Raw genomic sequence first — 16,572 nt, forward strand, 5'->3', positions numbered from 1 at the left:
TGACTGAATCAAATCTTTTGCAAACAGGATGAAAGTGAGATTTCTAGAGACAAGTTGTAACTCTAATGCGATCTTTGCTTTTAATTTTAATTAACCTATTGTTAATGCTAAATAAATTTTTCCCTAGCTTAGCTTAATAGGCAAGGCAAAAGGGGCATTAAAAGGATTGTTATGAAAAAGCTAATAGCTATGGTTATCTGCAGTATTTTTGTCCTTGGTTGTAATCAAAATACACAGCAAGAAAACTCAAAAAGTTCCTCAAACATCACTTCAACTTACTTTGACCAAACAGGACGAGATGACCTATTTGCCGGAGGGGTGAAAATGATCCCCATCTCAACCGACTTTGGTGAATTTAAAGTCTGGACTAAAAGAGTGGGAAATAACGCTAAAATTAAAGTGTTGTTGTTGCATGGTGGGCCAGGTGCCACTCACGAAGCTTTTGAAGTTTTTGACAGTTATTTGCCACAAGCAGGCATAGAATATTATTACTACGATCAGCTTGGCTCAACTTATTCTGATCAACCCGAAGATCCTAGGTTATTAGATGTTTCAAGGTTTGTAGAAGAAGTAGAGCAAGTTAGGCTAGCGCTAGGTTTAAACGCCGACAACTTTTATCTTTTGGGGCATTCTTGGGGTGGCCTTTTAGGTATCGAGTACGCCCTTAAATACCAACAGCAATTAAAGGGGCTGATCATTTCGAATATGATGGCCTCAATACCCGCCTACAATGACTATGCTAAAAATGTGATTATGCCTAATTTAGATCAACAGGCATTATCAAAAATTAAGGCCTTTGAAGCAGCTAAAGATTACGCCAATCCAGAGTATCAAGGCTTATTAATGAACCATCATTACGTTAAACATGTATTGCGTATGCCTTTTGCACAATGGCCCGAGCCAATTCTGCGCACTAAGATAAATTATGATGTGTATATTCCAATGCAAGGCCCAAGTGAATTAGGCGCGTCTGGCTTGTTAGAAAATTGGGATCGTACAGCCGACCTAAAAAACATAAAGATCCCAACGCTAGTCATAGGTGCAGAGCACGACACTATGGATCCTAAACATAAACAATGGATGGCTAAAGAATTGCCTAAAGGAGAATACCTACACTGTGCCAATGGCAGTCATTTTGCTATGTATGATGACCAAAAAACTTATATGCAGGGCTTAATTGCTTTTTTACATAAAACTCAGTGAATAAAAATGGGCTAGGCGACTGTGTTCTAGCCTTAGTTAATCAAATTTGTACCAGTATTTTGCATTGTTATAGCTAATTTGCTTTATGAACGCGCTGCTTAAATTGGGTAACTGCTGATAGTTACTCCATAATTTTGCATAAGATTGACTAAACAAACAAAGTGGAAAATTACTGGCTAACATGACTCTTTTGTCACCAAAGGCAGCCAGACTGTCGTTTATTACTTTAATAAGCTGACCTAATTGCCAGTTTCGTTCTTGCATTTCTAACCCCGATATTTTAAGCGCAATATTGGGGCATTTAGCCAGTTTCTGAATATTTTTTTGCCAATTTTCTTGTTGCCTCGAATGAGCACTGATTGGCGGCCATCCTCCATGGTTGATAATAATTTTAAGTGCAGGTAATTCATGGGCTAATTGTGTGATTTTGTCTACTGCAGGCTGATCTGTAACAGACAACTGAGCGTCAAAACTTAAGTGTTTTTCAGCTAATAAACCTAAATTCCCTTGGCTACTAGCAGCTGTTAATATGGCTAGCGCTTGCTCGTCTAATATATGGCGAATGCCCACTACTGAGGAATAGATGGTTAATCGCATTATCTGTTTTTCAAAGTTAGTACTAGTGATATCTGCAAAGGCTACTGACTTAAAAGGTAAAAGACAGTGTTGTTCAAGGTATTCAATTTCTCGCCACGGCTTTTGATTGTCAAAGCCTGCTTCTATGTGCACAAAACCCGCCAATTTATAATCTGTATATAATCTAAGATCAGATTCTCTGAAGTCTTTATTAATAAGCTGTTTATCTGGCCAAAAGGGCGGATTCTGTGGTTTTAACCACGCATAGTTGCCTTGTTGTAAATTAAACAAGTGCAAGTGCGGGTCAATGATTTTAATGGGAGCATTTGACATAAATTTAACTATTACTGCGCAGTATAGCCGCCATCAATTACTTGCAAACTGCCGGTAATAAAACTGGCTTGGTCACTGGCTAAAAACAAGGCCAAAGCGGCCACTTCTTCAGCTTTACCTAAGCGCCCTAAGGGTTGTAAACTGGCTTCTTCACTATGTACTTGCTCAATATCGGCTCCCGACTTTTCAACATATTTGTTGATGGCTTGATGGTAAAGTGGGGTGTCTATAGTACCAGGACAAATGGCATTGGCGCGTATTTGGTATTTGGCATAATCTAGTGCGGTGGTTTTGGCCAAAGATGCTAGGGCTGCTTTACTCATGTTGTAAGCAAAAGACTGGGGCTTGGCAATAAGCGCTTGATCTGATGCCATATACAATATGACCCCTTTGTTTTGTGCTTTCATGCAGGGCAAAACTGCTTTAGTTGCAGCTATGGCGCCTTTTACGTTTAATGCAAAAAGCGCATCAAATGTTTGTTCGCTGGTGTCTTCAATGCTGCCAGATAAGTGTTTGCCCGCGTTTGATATTAAACAATCTACTCGACCCAATTGTTGAATAAGCTGTTGAATCACTTGTTCAACCTGCAAACTGTTTGATAAATCACACATTTGCCACTGAATATCAGAAGTTTGTAGCGGATTTTTTTGAATATCTAGATTAATAACCTGGTAACCCTGTTGCTGAAAGCTCTGGCAAATGGCGGCGCCAATGCCAAAACTGCCACCTGTTACTATTACTATTGGTTTTTCTTTTAGGCTCATGAACTTACAATCTAACTCTATGGTCACACAAGGGTAATGCAACTAGCCAAGTTGACCAAGTGTAAATAAGCATTTTGTGCAATACACTTTGATTTGGCTATTGTAGAATAACCCTGTTATTCGGAAGTTGGGTTAGGGATGTTAGTTACCCATCTTGAGCCATTCATTTAAATCACTAGTAGGACCTTTTACCTTTGTCATTTCCATTTAGTAAATTCCTGTCAATTTTCTTGATTTATATGATTTTTTTACCAGCTGTGTATGCGCTAGAGGTAGATATTTCAGGGATCAAAAACGATAAAGTTTTAGATAATGTTAAAGCTCATATTAACAGTTTAGATTTACCCACTGCGGGTTATCAGTTTTCGCAATTCCAAGAAAATCTGCAATTAAAAATAGCCGCGGCCACTCAGGTGTTTGGTTATTACCACGCTGAAACCAGTATTTCTGCGCCAAATGCTAAGCAGAAAAACTGGCGCGTGCATATTAATTTAGGGCCCTTGACCTTAGTCCGTAAGCTGGCCATTGTTTTACATGGAGAAGGCCAGCAAGATGAAAAAATCCAAGCCTTAGTGCAAGGTTTTAAACTTAAAACTGGCCAGCCTTTGCAGCATTGGCATTACGAAAATGCCAAAACTGAATTACAAAGTTTGGCCTTAGCACGGGGCTATTTTGATTTTGAATTCAGCCACAGCCAAATCCAAGTGTTTGAGTCTTTAAATGCCGCAGATATTTCTATTCAAGCCAATACAGGTAAGAGATACAGCTTTGGTGAATTGCGTTTAGGCCAAGACGATAGGGCAGAGCAATTAATCAAAAATTTAATGCCCTTTAAAGAAGGTCAGCCCTATCTTGCTAGCCAGCTTGGCTTACTCAATCAAAAATTAAAAAAGACTCAATATTTTCGACATGTGATAGTTCGACCTTTAGTGGCACAAGCGCAACAAAACACTGTGCCTATAGAAGTTATTTTAACCCACAAACCTAAAGACAACTTTGATTTAGGGGTGGGAGTGTCGTCTGATGTGGGGCCTAGGTTTACCGGCAAATGGCAGCGTCCATGGGTGAACAATAGAGGCCATTCTTTAGGCGCCCAGGTGTATTTTTCTGAGCCTGAACAATATTTATCCATGGATTATAAGGTGCCCTTAGAAGATGCGGTGCAAAACTATTTAAGTTATCAGTTGGGTTATCAGGCGCAAAACGACAATGATACTAGAAGTGATAAATGGTCAATTTCTGCTACTCGACATTGGACTGTTGAAGGTTCAGATTGGCAACGTTCTGCCTTTATTCGACTAGAGCAAGAAACCTTTATTCAAGGCTTAGAAGCAGAACAAACTACTCAGCTCTTTACCCCAGGTTTTACTTTAAGTCGATTAAGAAGTCGGGGCGGATTAGATATAAATTGGGGTGACAAACAAGTTTTTACCACTGAATTTGCCTCACAAGATTTATTTTCTGACATCAACATGTTTCGTGTCACTGCCTCCACTAAATGGGTGCGTAGTATTGATCAGCATAGATTTATTTGGCGAGCGGAATTAGGCGGCATTATCACCAATGAGTTTACCCAAGTACCCTCAAGTTCGCGCTTTTTTACTGGTGGCGACCAAAGCGTAAGAGGCTTCGACTATAAAACCTTGTCACCTTTTGTTTTAGATAGTAAGGGTGAAAAAGAGCTCACAGGTGGACAATATTTAGCTGTGGCAAGCATAGAGTATTCTTATCCTGTTGCCGAAAATTGGCGCGCCGCGACCTTTATTGACGCTGGTAATGCCAGTAGTGACTTATTTAAAGACCCTGCTTTGAGTGCGGGTATAGGGGCAATATGGAGTTCTCCTATTGGTCCAGTCAGGCTGTATTTAGCTAAGGGTAAAAGTGATTTTGGTGAGAGTCGCTATTTCCATATTTCTATGGGGCCAGCGCTATGAGTGAGCCAAATCAAACCGAGCAAGTGGCTAAGCCTACTTCTTTTAGGTTTAGCAAGCTAATTAGTGGGCTAGCCAAATTTGTTCTGGCTTTCCTGTTGCTGCTAGCGATAGTGGTAGCTGGGCTGTTTACGCCTTGGGGCTCACAGCTGAGTATTAGCACTGTCAATAAAGCCCTAGACGAGCTAACAATTGAGTATCAAAGTGGCGGCTTAGGATCAGAGCTTAGGCTATCTTCGGTTAACTTTAAGCAACAGGGCATTGACCTACAACTGCAAGATTTAACGCTTTCCATGCAGTTAAGTTGTGTGTGGCGATTAGCTGTTTGTATTGAACAACTATCGGTAGCACAACTTCATCTAAATCTAGCCGCTTCTGAGCAAAGCCAAAGCCCTGAAAGTAAAACTCCTTTAAGTTTACCTTTTCCGGTTAGCTTAGCTTCTGTAAATATACAAAATGTGCGAGTTAAGGTTGAGGATAGCGCAGCAGTAGAATGGCAAAGCTTGAGCGCTAAACTCGATTTTTATCAGCGCTTGAGAGTAGAAAAGTTAAGGCTTGATGGATTACATATAAGCACTGTTGCCGCTAAACAACAAAATACCGATGCAGAGCCTTTTGATTGGCAAAACTGGCAATATGCTGGCATTAAAGCTCAGCCGGTTATTCTGCCCATTTATTTTGATTTGCTAGATGTAAAGCTGAATGATTTACGCTTAATGTTAGCCAATCAGCCAGAGCTGCTTATCTCGCATTTGGCAGTAAAAGCTAAAGGTAGCGCCAAAAAACTGCAGTTGGACGAATTTAAGCTACAGCATGCAAAAGGTAAATTAGATGCCAAGGGCAGTGTGCAGCTAAACGGTGAGTTTGAGCATCAACTTAGTTTAGATGCCCACGCCAAATTAGACGCTCGACCTAAAGTTCAGCTAAGTATGCGCTCGTCGGGCAATATCCATAAACTAAGCACTCAATTTGTAATTGACCTTAATAGTAGTAGTACTCAAGCTAAGCCTGACTTGTCTACCCCGCCCACAGATGGGCTAAGTGTGGCCTTAACCGCCAAGCCTAGCGATAGCAACTTACCCATAGATTTACATGCAAGTTGGCAGAGCTTAGCTTGGCCGTTAAGCCAACCTCAGTACCATTCTAAAAGCGGGCGTTTGTTGGTTAAAGGCAACTTAAGCGATATGCAGCTAAGCGCCAACAGCCAAGTTGTTGGCCCCAGCATTCCTCAGACCCAATTAGATTTACAAGCTAAGTTAGCAATACTCAAAGATGTCAAAGAGTTAGCAATACAACAACTCAATATTGCCAGCTTAAATGGCCAGATAAGTAGCAAAGGCAAGTTAACTTTGGCTGAGCATATTGAATGGCAAGGCCAATCAAATATTAGTGAGATAGATCCTAGTGTATTTTGGCCAGCCTTAAGTGCCAATATTAATGGTGAGTTAGTTAGTTCGGCCAATAACCGCAATGGAGTGTGGCGAGCAAAGCTAGAAAAATTTGAGTTAGATGGCCAGTGGCAAGGCTATCCTTTAGCCGCTTCAGGTAAGCTTGATTATGAGCAAAACCAAGGCTTGAGCATTCAAACTCTGCAATTTATCAATGCACAAAACCAACTCATGTTAGAAGGAAAGCTTGATCAACAACAAGTGTTAGATTTGCGCTTTGTGTTAACTGCCCCCGAGCTTAGCAATAGTGTGCCAAGTTTAAGCGGGGCGCTGCATATGGACGGCTCGCTGACTGGCAGCCTAAGCCAACCTAAAATGCAGTATTCATTAAAGGCTAATGAATTGTTGGCTTCTGGCATATTAGTAGAAAACGCAACTGGCCAAGGCACATTAGTTTGGGATGAAGAAAAGCCGGTGTCTATTGAGCTTGAATTAAGCGGCATTCAAGGGGTAAGTAATCAGGCTGAGCGGGCTGCATTATCCTTGCAAGGAAATGCCAAGTTACATGAGCTTAATGTAAATACAGTAGGAACAGATACAAACCTTCAGATTAAAATTCAAGGGCAATTATTCGATAATGCCTGGCAAGGGCGCTGGCTTGAAGGTGATATTCAATCGACCTACGCCAATTTACAACTTTTGGCCCCCTTTGAGATAAAAACCAATTGGCAAACCCAAGAGTATCTAGTTGCTCCCCATTGTTGGCAACATAGTGAGCATGGCTTATGTGTTAAACAGGCCGAATTTAAACAAAATACCCTGCTATGGGATCTGAGTGTTAAAGAATTTGATCTCTTGTCTGTGGCAAGGCGGTTAATGCCCAGTTTGCCTAATGTAAAAACTGCTAGCCGGTTAAATTTAGACTTTGCAGGCGACTGGCACCTTGATGCCTTACCCAATGCTCACTTAAAAGCCAATCTAAGCGCGGCAAAATGGCTGTTTACTCAACAAAACAATCTGCAGTTAGACATAGATCAAGTGCGCATTAATGCAGACTTTAGCCAGCAAAATATTATGGCCAATTTTAATTTATCGGGTCAACAAATTGGTTCACTGGTCGCCAATGTGACTGGTCAAGCTGGGGTGTATAGTGATCCCCTAAATAGGCCCATTGAAGGCGAACTTGTCATTGAAGGTTTTGATTTAGCAGCATTTAAAGCCTTGGCGCCACAACTCGATAGGTTAGAGGGTAATATACAAGGACAAACCAAGATAGCAGGCACTATAGGCAGTCCTTTGCTTAATGGGGAACTTGCTTTAGCTAAAGGGGCGTTGAAAGACCAAGGCTTACCTGTTGCGTTAAGTGAAATTGAGCAACGCATTAGCCTAAATGGCCAGAGTGCAGAGTTAGTAGGTAGTTACAAGCTAGGCGCAGGTAAAGGCCAGTTATCTGGGCAAGTACGATGGTTGCCAGAGGTCAGTGGTCAGTTAAATATTGCAGGCGACGCGTTAGAATTTGATTATCAAAATATGCTAAAAGCAAAAGTCAGCCCCAATATAGACATTAAATTTGAGCCCAATAACTTAGAGGTGGCCGGAGAGGTCAGCATTCCTTATGCGCGGATTAAAGTACGCGAGTTACCCAGTGGTTCAATTTCGCCGTCTAAAGATGTGGTGTTAGTAGAAAAACAAGCGCAAAAACAAGCCAATCAACAGCGTATTGCGCTTAATTTAATGTTAAATATTGATCCGGCTAAAGCTAATCAGGTCAAACTTGATGCCTTTGGTTTAACCACAGATTTGCAAGGGCAATTACGCTTACAAAACAATAAAGATGAAGTCTTTGGCAGCGGTGAAGTGCAGTTAGTAAATGGTAAATACCGTGCCTATGGGCAAAGCTTGTTAATACGAGAAGGTGATATTTTATTTACCAATACATTAGACCGACCTTTTATTAATATAGAGGCAGTCCGTGATCCCGCCCTGACTCAAGATGGCGTAGTGGCCGGAGTAAAGGTTGAGGGAGTGGCGCAAAACCCAAATATTAGCGTGTTTTCAGAGCCAGTAATGGAGCAACAACAAGCCTTGTCTTATATCTTAACGGGTAGAGGGTTAGGGGTTGGCAGTGGCGATAGTCAAGACACTATGTTAACCAATGCACTTTTGTCTTTAGGCTTAGGTAAAAGTGAAAATCTTATCTCTAAAGTGGGCAATAAATTAGGCTTTGAAGATGTTAATCTTGATACCACTGGTCAAGGGCAGAACACTCAGTTGTCTTTAACTGGCACCATTGCCCCTGGTGTGCAGTTGCGCTATGGCGTAGGGGTATTTGATTCTGTATCTGAAGTTGCCATTCGCTATCAACTCTTGCCTAAGCTGTATTTAGAGGCTGTTAGTGGGGTGAGTAACGCAATAGATATTTATTATCAATTTAGCCTAGATGACAGCACAGAAAAAGCACAAAAACATGAATAAATACAAAAGCCTATCTAGCCACTTTGAGGTTAAGCATGCTTGAGTCATTGCTTTATGCTTTAGATGTAACCTTACCAATAAGTTTAATTATTGCTTTAGGTATTGGGCTTAAACGCATTGGCTGGATCACTGACGAATTTGCTAAAACGGGCTCGGATTTAGTGTTTAATCTAACTTTGCCATGTTTGCTTTTTGTGAATATTGCCACCACCAACTTGACCCAAGATTTTCCTACAGATTTTCTATTATTTGCCATTAGCCTAATGAGTGGCGCTTTTGTGTTGTTTCATTTTCTTGCTTATCGCATACCAAATAAATTGCAGCGTGGGGCCTTTGTGCAGGGGGCGTGTAGGGGCAATATGGCTATTGTTGGATTGGCGTTATCTGTCAGTGCCTTTGGCCCTTCAGCCTTAACTTTAGCCTCAATGTATTTGGCAGTGTTGGTGGTGCCATTAAATATCTTGTCGATTTTAACTTTGTACTATCACCAAGAGAAAACGCCTAGCCAAAAAGAAGTGAGCAAAGCAGTGTTTACTAACCCATTGGCTATTGCTATTGGCCTGGCCATTGTTGTTGCTTTGTTGCCCATAGAGGTACCTAAACTGCTATTAGATACCACAGATTACTTAGCCAAAATGACCTTGCCTTTGGCCTTGTTATGCGTTGGCGCCACCATTCGTTGGCATGAGTTTAAAGCTTCAGGCGTGCTGTATTTAACTATTGCTAGCAAGATCTTTATCATTCCTCTGGTTGCCACTGTATTGGGCTATTACTGGGGCTTTAGGCAAGAACAACTTGGGGTGTTATTTATGATGACAGCTGCCCCAACCGCTGCTGCGGCATATCCTATGGTTCGTAAAATTGGTGGCGACTATCATCTCACTGCTGCCATTATCGCTGGCAGCACTTTGTTTTCTATCTTGAGTTCAACTCTGGGTCTGTTTATTTTGCGGGCCTTGGGCTGGGTTTAATCCCAAAGACTTATTCTATTGAAGCGCTTAAATAGAGCTGAACTAATCGTTAAAAAGTTTCTCTTTACCCATTTGTAGGGTGCGGGTGGCTAGTTGTACTTCTTTTAAGAATGCTAATAAAGCAAAGATCAGCAGTACTAAAGCAATGATAAACATGCCGACTATCATGTAATCAAAATCATATACCCATAAATCACCTAAAAACAAAAATACCACTACCCCACAAACAAATAATGCCGAGGCAGTGCAAAGTCCTATAGAGTGGTTTATTAATTTAATTCGTCGCCATAGGTTTTTAAGTTCGTTTTCAGATTGCTCTAAAAACTCTGGGTTTTTAATGGTAAATACCCGTCTTTCCATCACCCTCGCTCGGTCAACAATTCGCCCTAAGCGCCCAGACATTACATTTAAAAAGCCGGCTATGCCGGTCAACATAAAAATTGGCGCGACTACTATTTGAATAACATGGGCTAAATCGATAACCGAGGTGGTCATGTTGCCTTCCTTTTATGCTTGCTCGACTTCTTCTTGGTCATCTTCGACTTTAACTGCCCACAAATCGTATTCGTTGCTATGAATAATTTGTGCCCAAATAATGTCACCGGGTTGTACCTCAAATTCGTCGGTAAGGTGTACATTGCCATCGATTTCTGGGGCGTCGGCGTAACAACGTCCTACTGCACCTTCTGGCGTAACTTCGTCTATGATCACTTGATATTCAAGGCCAATTTTTGACTTTAATTTAGCTGTGCTGATCTGTGATTGTTTTTGCATAAAACGATCGTAACGTTCTTGTTTGATCTCCTCAGAAACGGGATCTGGCAAGTCATTGGCTTTGGCGCCTTCAACGTCTGAGTATTTAAAACAGCCTACGCGATCCAGTTGAGCTTCATCTAAAAAGTCTAACAACATTTGAAAGTCTTCTTCGGTTTCACCCGGGAAGCCCACTATAAAGGTCGAGCGGATCACTATGTTAGGACATACTTCACGCCAAGCATTGATACGCGCCATAGTGCGTTCGGCCGCAGCAGGGCGTTTCATTAGTTTCAGAATACGTGGGCTGGCGTGTTGAAACGGAATATCTAAATAAGGTAATACTTTACCTTCGGCCATAAGCGGCATGATTTTATCTACCGAAGGATAGGGATACACATAATGTAAGCGTACCCACATACCCATTTCGCCAAGTTTTTCACATAGGGTTTTCATATCGGTTTTTACCGGCATGCCATCCCAAAAGTCGGTTTTATTTTTAACGTCTACACCATAAGCACTGGTGTCTTGGGAGATCACCAATAATTCTTTGACTCCAGCGTTTTTAAGGCGCTTGGCTTCGTCTAAAATGCTGCCAATAGGGCGGCTAACTAAATCGCCGCGCATAGAAGGAATAATGCAAAAGGTGCATCTATGGTTACAGCCTTCAGATATTTTTAAGTAAGCATAATGACGGGGTGTTAACTTTACACCTATGTCTGGCACTAAATTTAAATAAGGGTTGTGCTCTGGTTGCGGCAAATGCTGGTGTACTTGGTTAACCACTTCTTCATAGGCATGGGGGCCAGTGATGGCTAATACATTAGGGTGGACTTCGCGAATTTCGTCTTCTTTAATGCCTAAACAACCGGTTACTATCACTTTACCGTTTTCATTTAGCGCTTCGCCTATGGTATCCAGCGACTCTTGTACTGCTGAGTCAATAAAACCACAGGTATTAACTATAACTAAATCTGAATCGTTATAGGTGGGCACTACGTCGTAACCTTCAGTGCGAAGTTGAGTCAAAATTCGCTCAGAGTCAACCAAGTTTTTGGGGCAACCTAGGCTAACAAAGCCAATGCGAGTGCCATTGGTTTTGCGTATAGGTGAATCTTCTAACACTTTTACTGGTGTTTCTAGAGTGGTGGTTTTATTGGGAGTGTAGGTTTCTACTGTCATGCTGGTATCTTAAACGCTGTAATTGAGGCAATTATACGTTATCTAATAAATCTAAGGCAGAGGGATCAGCGTTTTAATTAAACAAAACAACAAAAAGCCGGCTTTTGCCGGCTTTTTAATGAGTATTTTTAAGTTAAACCCTTAAAAACGTTTTTTCACTGTTACCCCAAAAGTAGCAGGTTCAGACATATAGGCATTTAATTTACCCGATTGTAACGGTGCATTGAAGTTTGTACGGTTGATGTACTCTTCGTCTAGGATATTTCTACCCCAAATAATTACATCAGCATCCATGTCTTCGAAATTCATGAATAAACGTAGGTTCAATACATTATATGCATCTTGTATTGCATAAGGGTCGTTACTGCCATCTAACACTATTTCGCTAGTGTAGCTGTAATCACCTTGAACATAGGCATAAATACCGTCAGCCATTTCAAAGTCTTTTTTCAGGCTTAATACAGCATAATGTTTAGGCTCGCCACCAGGTCTGTCACCAGAGCGGTCACAGAATTGATCCGTTGGGTTTTGACGACCTGGATCATCTTGTCCTGTGTGCCATGTATAAGCTAACCAACAGTTTCCTCTTTCGAAGGTTTTATACTCAGCGTCAACAAAGGCATAGGCTAAGTTAACTTCAAGCTCATCCATAGGTAACCAAGTTGCTTCAACTTCAAAGCCTTTAATTTCGTAATCACCGGCGTTTTGTAGATTAAAGCCATTTCCGGTAAAGGTATTCGCTTGGAAATCTTCAACTGTGGTGTAATGCGCTGCGGCATTAATACGCAGGTCTTGATCATCAAAGTCTTTCTTGATCCCAACTTCAACTGATTCAGAAGTTTCGGCATCAAACAGAGGATTAAAGCCAGCTGCAATACGGTCGGTGTTAGTTCCACCAGACTTATAACCTTGTCCATAAGACGCGTAGTACAAGGTGCCGCGCTCTGGCTCCCAGCTTAACTTAACTGTTCCTGTGATTTGATCGTCTTCTAAAGACTCAACAATATTAGGACGAGAAGCCGTTGTGGCTGCTAAAGCTTGGAAACCCCATCCTTCAGTTTGGAAAGGACGGATGAGTTCAAGATCAGCAGAAGTTGGGGCTTGGCCTGTCATAAGTGCAGCGCCAATTCTTTGTAAGGCTGCACCAGCCATTGCACCACCTATAGCTAACTCAGTTTGAGAGTTAAAAAAGCTAGGGAAATCTGCGCCACTGGCTAGGTTTTCGCTAAAGATAGTAACCAGATCTTTGGTTTCGTCTGTGTAACGAATACCTGCAGTTAAAGTCACTTCATCACTAAGTTTATAATCAAACTGACCAAACAATGCTGTGCTTTCGTGTTCTTGATCTGCAACATGGTCAAAGCCTGTGCCCGCAGGGGCCGGTGTGGCAGCTGGAGCAATAAAGCCACCTGTTAAGGCGCTAACCTGATTTAGTCCATCAATAAGCGGATCAAGTAAGCCACCAGTTGAGGCTAAGAAAAACTGATTAAAGGTATTATCAGTGTACAGGCTGTAGTCTAAGTCCAATTCTTGGGTGAAATAATAAGCACCTAAGATGTAGTTAAGTTTTTCACTGGTATAGTCTAAGCGTACTTCTTGTGAGAAAGACTTTTGACGAGAATCATTCACCGTGCCAAACAAATCGGCATCAGTGAAGTCTGCATCAATGTTGTCGTAAGACACAAAGTTACGATAAGCAGAAATAGACACAAAAGTGAAGTTGTCGTCTAGTTCCCAGTTCAATTCTGCAGACAAACCTTTATCTGTCATGGTTGAAACTGGTAAGAATGACACAGCTACTTCACGATCAAAGAAGGCATCGCCGCCAGGAAATACCGTGCCACCTAGGGCTGGTAAGGCTGCATCTGAACCAAACTTGCCTGGAATTTCCGTTGCTTGGAAATTGCTTAACTGAACAGGGGCGCCACAACAAATTTCATCAATGTCAGAGTAGTCGGCAATAATTCTTAAGGATACGTCATCGTTAGGGGTAAACAAGGCTTGTAATCTGCCGCCCCAACGGTTTCTGTCGTTGATGCTGTCTTCGCCAAGGTTGATGTCACTAACTGTGCCATCTCTGTGACTAGTAAAACCAGTTGCACGAAATGCTAATACATCTTCAATAGCAGAAAACGACATGGCACCAGAAACGTTAACTAATCCATAGTTACCTAGGGTTGCTTCAACAAATCCGTCACCGCCATCGTGGCTTGGTTTAACTGTGCTAACCAAAATCGCACCAGAAGGCGTGTTTTTACCAAAAAGTGTACCTTGTGGACCACGCAGTACTTCAACTGCAGCAACATCCACTAGGTTGTTGATCATAGAGTTTTGACGTGCACGGTATACGCCGTCAACGTATAAACCAACCGAAGACTCTAAACCAAAGTTTTGTGATGAGGTGCCTACACCACGAATTGAAAAGCTTGAGTTAGTGGCACTTTGGCTTTGAAATGCGCCTAAGCCAGGTACGTTGGTTTGCAAGTCGTACATATCTTTAATGACGGCTTCAGCCATTTCGTCACCAGTAAAGGCGGTAACAGATACAGGGACTTCTTGAAGATTTTGCGCACGTTTTTGTGCAGTTACGGTAATGGTTTCTAAGCCGCTTTGATCTTCAGCTTGTGTTTCTTGAGCAAATCCCACTGTGCTAGATAAAGCGAGTGACAGACCGACTAAAGAAGAAAGGGCAGAGGGTTTAAAACGTTGTGGCAGAGTTTGTCTCATTATGTGTTCTCATTTTTGCTAGCTAGGCTAGTCTATTTTTGGCTCTATGGACTAAAAACGTTTTGAGCTAAATGCTTAAACAGTGAATTAACTTAAAAGCATCACTTGTCAGACCTGTAACTTTATCAAGAGAGTCTAGCAAAAGTAAATGATTGGTTTGTGAAATGTTAATGAAGTTTTTTTGTTATTTGGCAGCAGCTTATACTTAAATGAACTTAAAACCTTGGGTTTATTCGATTTTAAAGGCATAAATTTGCTAAATACAATTTGATTAGAATAATAAATTCAACTAATAAACCAATTCATCATATTATCAACTTATTAACATTTGCATGGAAAAATAGATGTCTGAATTTTATTTAGTTCGCCATGGGCAAGCGTCTTTTGGAGCAGAAAATTACGACAATTTAAGCCCTTTAGGACACCAGCAAGCTAAGTGGTTAGGTGAGTATTTTGCTTCGAGAAATGTACAATTCTCTGACCTCTATCTGGGCGACTTACAGCGCCATACACAAACCGCAGAAGGCATAGTGGCTGGCTTAGGTTACCAACCAAAAATGCATGTAAATACTGGCTTTAACGAATTTGACTTCGAAAATATCGGCGCTGCTTTTTTGCAAGAACACCCTCAACATCAATTGCCTAAACAGGCACCCGCTGCCGATTTTTATCGATTGTTAAAACTTGCCATGCGCGCTTGGGCGCACAATGAAATCGCCAGCGATATGTTGCAAGAAAGTTGGGCGGATTTTCAAACTCGGGTGCAAGACGCGTTAGCAGAGGTGTGTAAACAGCCCAGTAAACAAGCGGTATTAATCGTCAGTTCTGGTGGGGCCATGTCTATGTTAATGAGTTTAGTGCTGGGGTTAGATGCCCAGCAGGTGATAGAGCTCAATATGCAAATTAAAAATACCAGTGTTAGTCAGTTTTATTTTAACCAGCACAGTGTCAGATTGGCCAGTTTTAACAATGTGCCGCATTTAGACTGCCCAGAAAGATTGGACAGTATTACCTTTAGCTAAAGGACAAAAGTATGAATTTTGATTATTCCGATAAATCTCAACAGTTAATAGAGCGCTTGCAGGCTTTTATGCAGGAACATATTTACCCTGTAGAGCAAGAGTATATTAATGCCGTACACAATAATCATGAGCGCTGGACTACCCCAGCCATGATGGAAGGGCTTAAGCAAAAGGCCCAAGCCGCTGGCTTGTGGAATTTGTTTTTACCTGCAGAATATTTACCTTATGGTGCAGGGTTAAGCAATTTAGAGTATGCCCCTTTGTGTGAAATTATGGGGCGAGTGTTATGGAGCTCAGAAGTCTTTAATTGCAGCGCGCCTGATACCGGAAATATGGAAGTCTTGGCCAGATACGGTAGTGACGAACACAAAGAGAAATGGTTAAAGCCTTTGTTGGCGGGCAAAATTCGTTCGGCCTTTGCCATGACAGAGCCTGCTGTTGCCTCATCTGATGCAACTAATATTGAAACCTCTATTGTGCGTGACGGCAATGACTATGTGATTAATGGACGCAAGTGGTATACCAGCGGCGCCATGAATACTAATTGTAAAATTATGGTGGTAATGGGGAAAACCGATCCTTCGGCTCCTCGTCATCAGCAACAATCGCAAATATTAGTGCCAATAGATACTAAAGGCGTAACAGTAATAAGACCCATGGCCGCCATGGGACATTATGATGAACCTATAGGCCATGCAGAAGTAAATTTTGATAATGTGCGAGTGCCAGCGGCGAACTTGTTGGTGGGCGAAGGGGAAGGCTTTGCCATAGCACAAGGTCGATTGGGACCAGGGCGAATTCACCATTGTATGCGTTTAATTGGATGCGCTCAGCGAGCGCTAGACATGGCCTGCGAAAGGGTTGAACAACGCATTGCGTTTGGTCAGCCACTAAGCAAGCAGCAGTCAATACGAGAAAATATTGCGCAAATGCATTGTGATATTGAACAAGCGCGCTTACTTACTTTAAAAGCGGCAGATAATATGGACAGGTATGGCAATAAGGTCAGCCGCAATATTATTGCTGCTATTAAAATAGTGGCCCCTAAAATGGCATGTAATGTCATTGACAAAGCCATTCAAATGCATGGCGCGGCTGGCACCAGTCAAGATTTAATATTATCTGCCACCTATGCTTACGCCCGAACCATACGTTTAGCAGACGGCCCAGATGAAGTGCATATGATGCAATTGGGGCGTAACTTAATCAAAGATAAGCATGCTAAATAAGCCAGTAGCAAGAGGACA

At 41.7% G+C, this 16,572-nt stretch carries 11 protein-coding genes; 6 read left to right on the top strand and 5 right to left on the bottom strand.

The annotated features are described in order from the left end of the window. Positions 1-171 precede the first annotated feature (171 nt). On the top strand, positions 172-1,203 hold the full coding sequence (locus tag ACVCDT_RS09820; protein WP_447132592.1) for a proline iminopeptidase-family hydrolase: 1,032 nt from the start codon (positions 172-174) through the stop codon (positions 1,201-1,203). A 36-nt stretch (positions 1,204-1,239) separates the two neighbouring features. On the opposite strand, the gene ACVCDT_RS09825 is transcribed toward ACVCDT_RS09820, so the two are convergent. Together ACVCDT_RS09825 and ACVCDT_RS09830 are read right to left on the bottom strand one after the other, a co-directional pair. After that, on the bottom strand, positions 1,240-2,112 hold the full coding sequence (locus tag ACVCDT_RS09825) for an amidohydrolase family protein (protein ID WP_447132593.1): 873 nt from the start codon (positions 2,110-2,112) through the stop codon (positions 1,240-1,242). Positions 2,113-2,123: 11 nt separating this feature from the next. After that, positions 2,124-2,876, bottom strand: coding sequence for an SDR family NAD(P)-dependent oxidoreductase (locus ACVCDT_RS09830; protein WP_447132594.1), 753 nt, complete (start codon positions 2,874-2,876; stop codon positions 2,124-2,126). A 239-nt stretch (positions 2,877-3,115) separates the two neighbouring features. Here ACVCDT_RS09830 and ACVCDT_RS09835 point away from each other — a divergent pair, with 239 nt between their 5' ends. Genes ACVCDT_RS09835 through ACVCDT_RS09845 form a run of 3 tightly spaced genes read left to right on the top strand, consistent with a single transcriptional unit; the run spans position 3,116 to position 9,641 of the window. Further along, positions 3,116-4,810, top strand: a complete 1,695-nt coding sequence (locus tag ACVCDT_RS09835) for an autotransporter assembly complex protein TamA (protein WP_447132595.1) — start codon at positions 3,116-3,118, stop codon at positions 4,808-4,810. Further along, positions 4,807-8,670 carry an autotransporter assembly complex protein TamB gene (gene tamB / locus ACVCDT_RS09840; protein ID WP_447132596.1) on the top strand — a complete coding sequence of 1,288 codons (3,864 nt, stop codon included), beginning with the start codon at positions 4,807-4,809 and terminating at the stop codon, positions 8,668-8,670. Before ACVCDT_RS09835 ends, tamB begins: the two co-directional genes overlap by 4 nt. 35 nt (positions 8,671-8,705) lie before the next feature. After that, complete coding sequence (locus ACVCDT_RS09845) at positions 8,706-9,641, top strand: AEC family transporter (RefSeq protein WP_447132597.1); 936 nt, start codon at positions 8,706-8,708, stop codon at positions 9,639-9,641. Between the two features lie 42 nt (positions 9,642-9,683). Here the strand turns inward: ACVCDT_RS09845 and ACVCDT_RS09850 are convergent, their stop codons facing one another. The 3 genes from ACVCDT_RS09850 to ACVCDT_RS09860 form a co-directional block, all read right to left on the bottom strand. Continuing rightward, on the bottom strand, positions 9,684-10,136 hold the full coding sequence (locus tag ACVCDT_RS09850; RefSeq protein ID WP_447132598.1) for a DUF2721 domain-containing protein: 453 nt from the start codon (positions 10,134-10,136) through the stop codon (positions 9,684-9,686). A 12-nt stretch (positions 10,137-10,148) separates the two neighbouring features. Beyond that, positions 10,149-11,576, bottom strand: coding sequence for a 30S ribosomal protein S12 methylthiotransferase RimO (rimO, locus tag ACVCDT_RS09855; protein WP_447132599.1), 1,428 nt, complete (start codon positions 11,574-11,576; stop codon positions 10,149-10,151). 141 nt (positions 11,577-11,717) lie between these two features. After that, positions 11,718-14,303 carry a TonB-dependent receptor gene (locus ACVCDT_RS09860; protein WP_447132600.1) on the bottom strand — a complete coding sequence of 862 codons (2,586 nt, stop codon included), beginning with the start codon at positions 14,301-14,303 and terminating at the stop codon, positions 11,718-11,720. 344 nt (positions 14,304-14,647) lie between these two features. Between ACVCDT_RS09860 and ACVCDT_RS09865 the strand changes: the two genes are divergently transcribed. Both ACVCDT_RS09865 and ACVCDT_RS09870 read left to right on the top strand, forming a co-directional pair. After that, positions 14,648-15,325: a histidine phosphatase family protein gene (locus ACVCDT_RS09865; protein WP_447132601.1), complete on the top strand. Its 678-nt coding sequence runs from the start codon at positions 14,648-14,650 to the stop codon at positions 15,323-15,325. A gap of 11 nt (positions 15,326-15,336) precedes the next feature. Next, a complete protein-coding gene (locus tag ACVCDT_RS09870) occupies positions 15,337-16,554 on the top strand; it encodes an acyl-CoA dehydrogenase family protein (protein ID WP_447132602.1) in 1,218 nt (405 codons plus the stop codon). Positions 16,555-16,572 lie beyond the last annotated feature (18 nt).

This window comes from Paraglaciecola aestuariivivens (assembly GCF_052983255.1).

Bases quoted from the DNA above. Each gene is read 5' to 3' on its own strand.
- rimO (WP_447132599.1), bottom strand. From the start codon at position 11,576: ATGACAGTAGAAACCTACACTCCCAATAAAACCACCACTCTAGAAACA.
- ACVCDT_RS09850 (WP_447132598.1), bottom strand. From the start codon at position 10,136: ATGACCACCTCGGTTATCGATTTAGCCCATGTTATTCAAATAGTAGTC.
- ACVCDT_RS09865 (WP_447132601.1), top strand. From the start codon at position 14,648: ATGTCTGAATTTTATTTAGTTCGCCATGGGCAAGCGTCTTTTGGAGCA.
- ACVCDT_RS09830 (WP_447132594.1), bottom strand. From the start codon at position 2,876: ATGAGCCTAAAAGAAAAACCAATAGTAATAGTAACAGGTGGCAGTTTT.
- ACVCDT_RS09860 (WP_447132600.1), bottom strand. From the start codon at position 14,303: ATGAGACAAACTCTGCCACAACGTTTTAAACCCTCTGCCCTTTCTTCT.
- ACVCDT_RS09870 (WP_447132602.1), top strand. From the start codon at position 15,337: ATGAATTTTGATTATTCCGATAAATCTCAACAGTTAATAGAGCGCTTG.
- tamB (WP_447132596.1), top strand. From the start codon at position 4,807: ATGAGTGAGCCAAATCAAACCGAGCAAGTGGCTAAGCCTACTTCTTTT.
- ACVCDT_RS09820 (WP_447132592.1), top strand. From the start codon at position 172: ATGAAAAAGCTAATAGCTATGGTTATCTGCAGTATTTTTGTCCTTGGT.
- ACVCDT_RS09825 (WP_447132593.1), bottom strand. From the start codon at position 2,112: ATGTCAAATGCTCCCATTAAAATCATTGACCCGCACTTGCACTTGTTT.
- ACVCDT_RS09835 (WP_447132595.1), top strand. From the start codon at position 3,116: ATGATTTTTTTACCAGCTGTGTATGCGCTAGAGGTAGATATTTCAGGG.
- ACVCDT_RS09845 (WP_447132597.1), top strand. From the start codon at position 8,706: ATGCTTGAGTCATTGCTTTATGCTTTAGATGTAACCTTACCAATAAGT.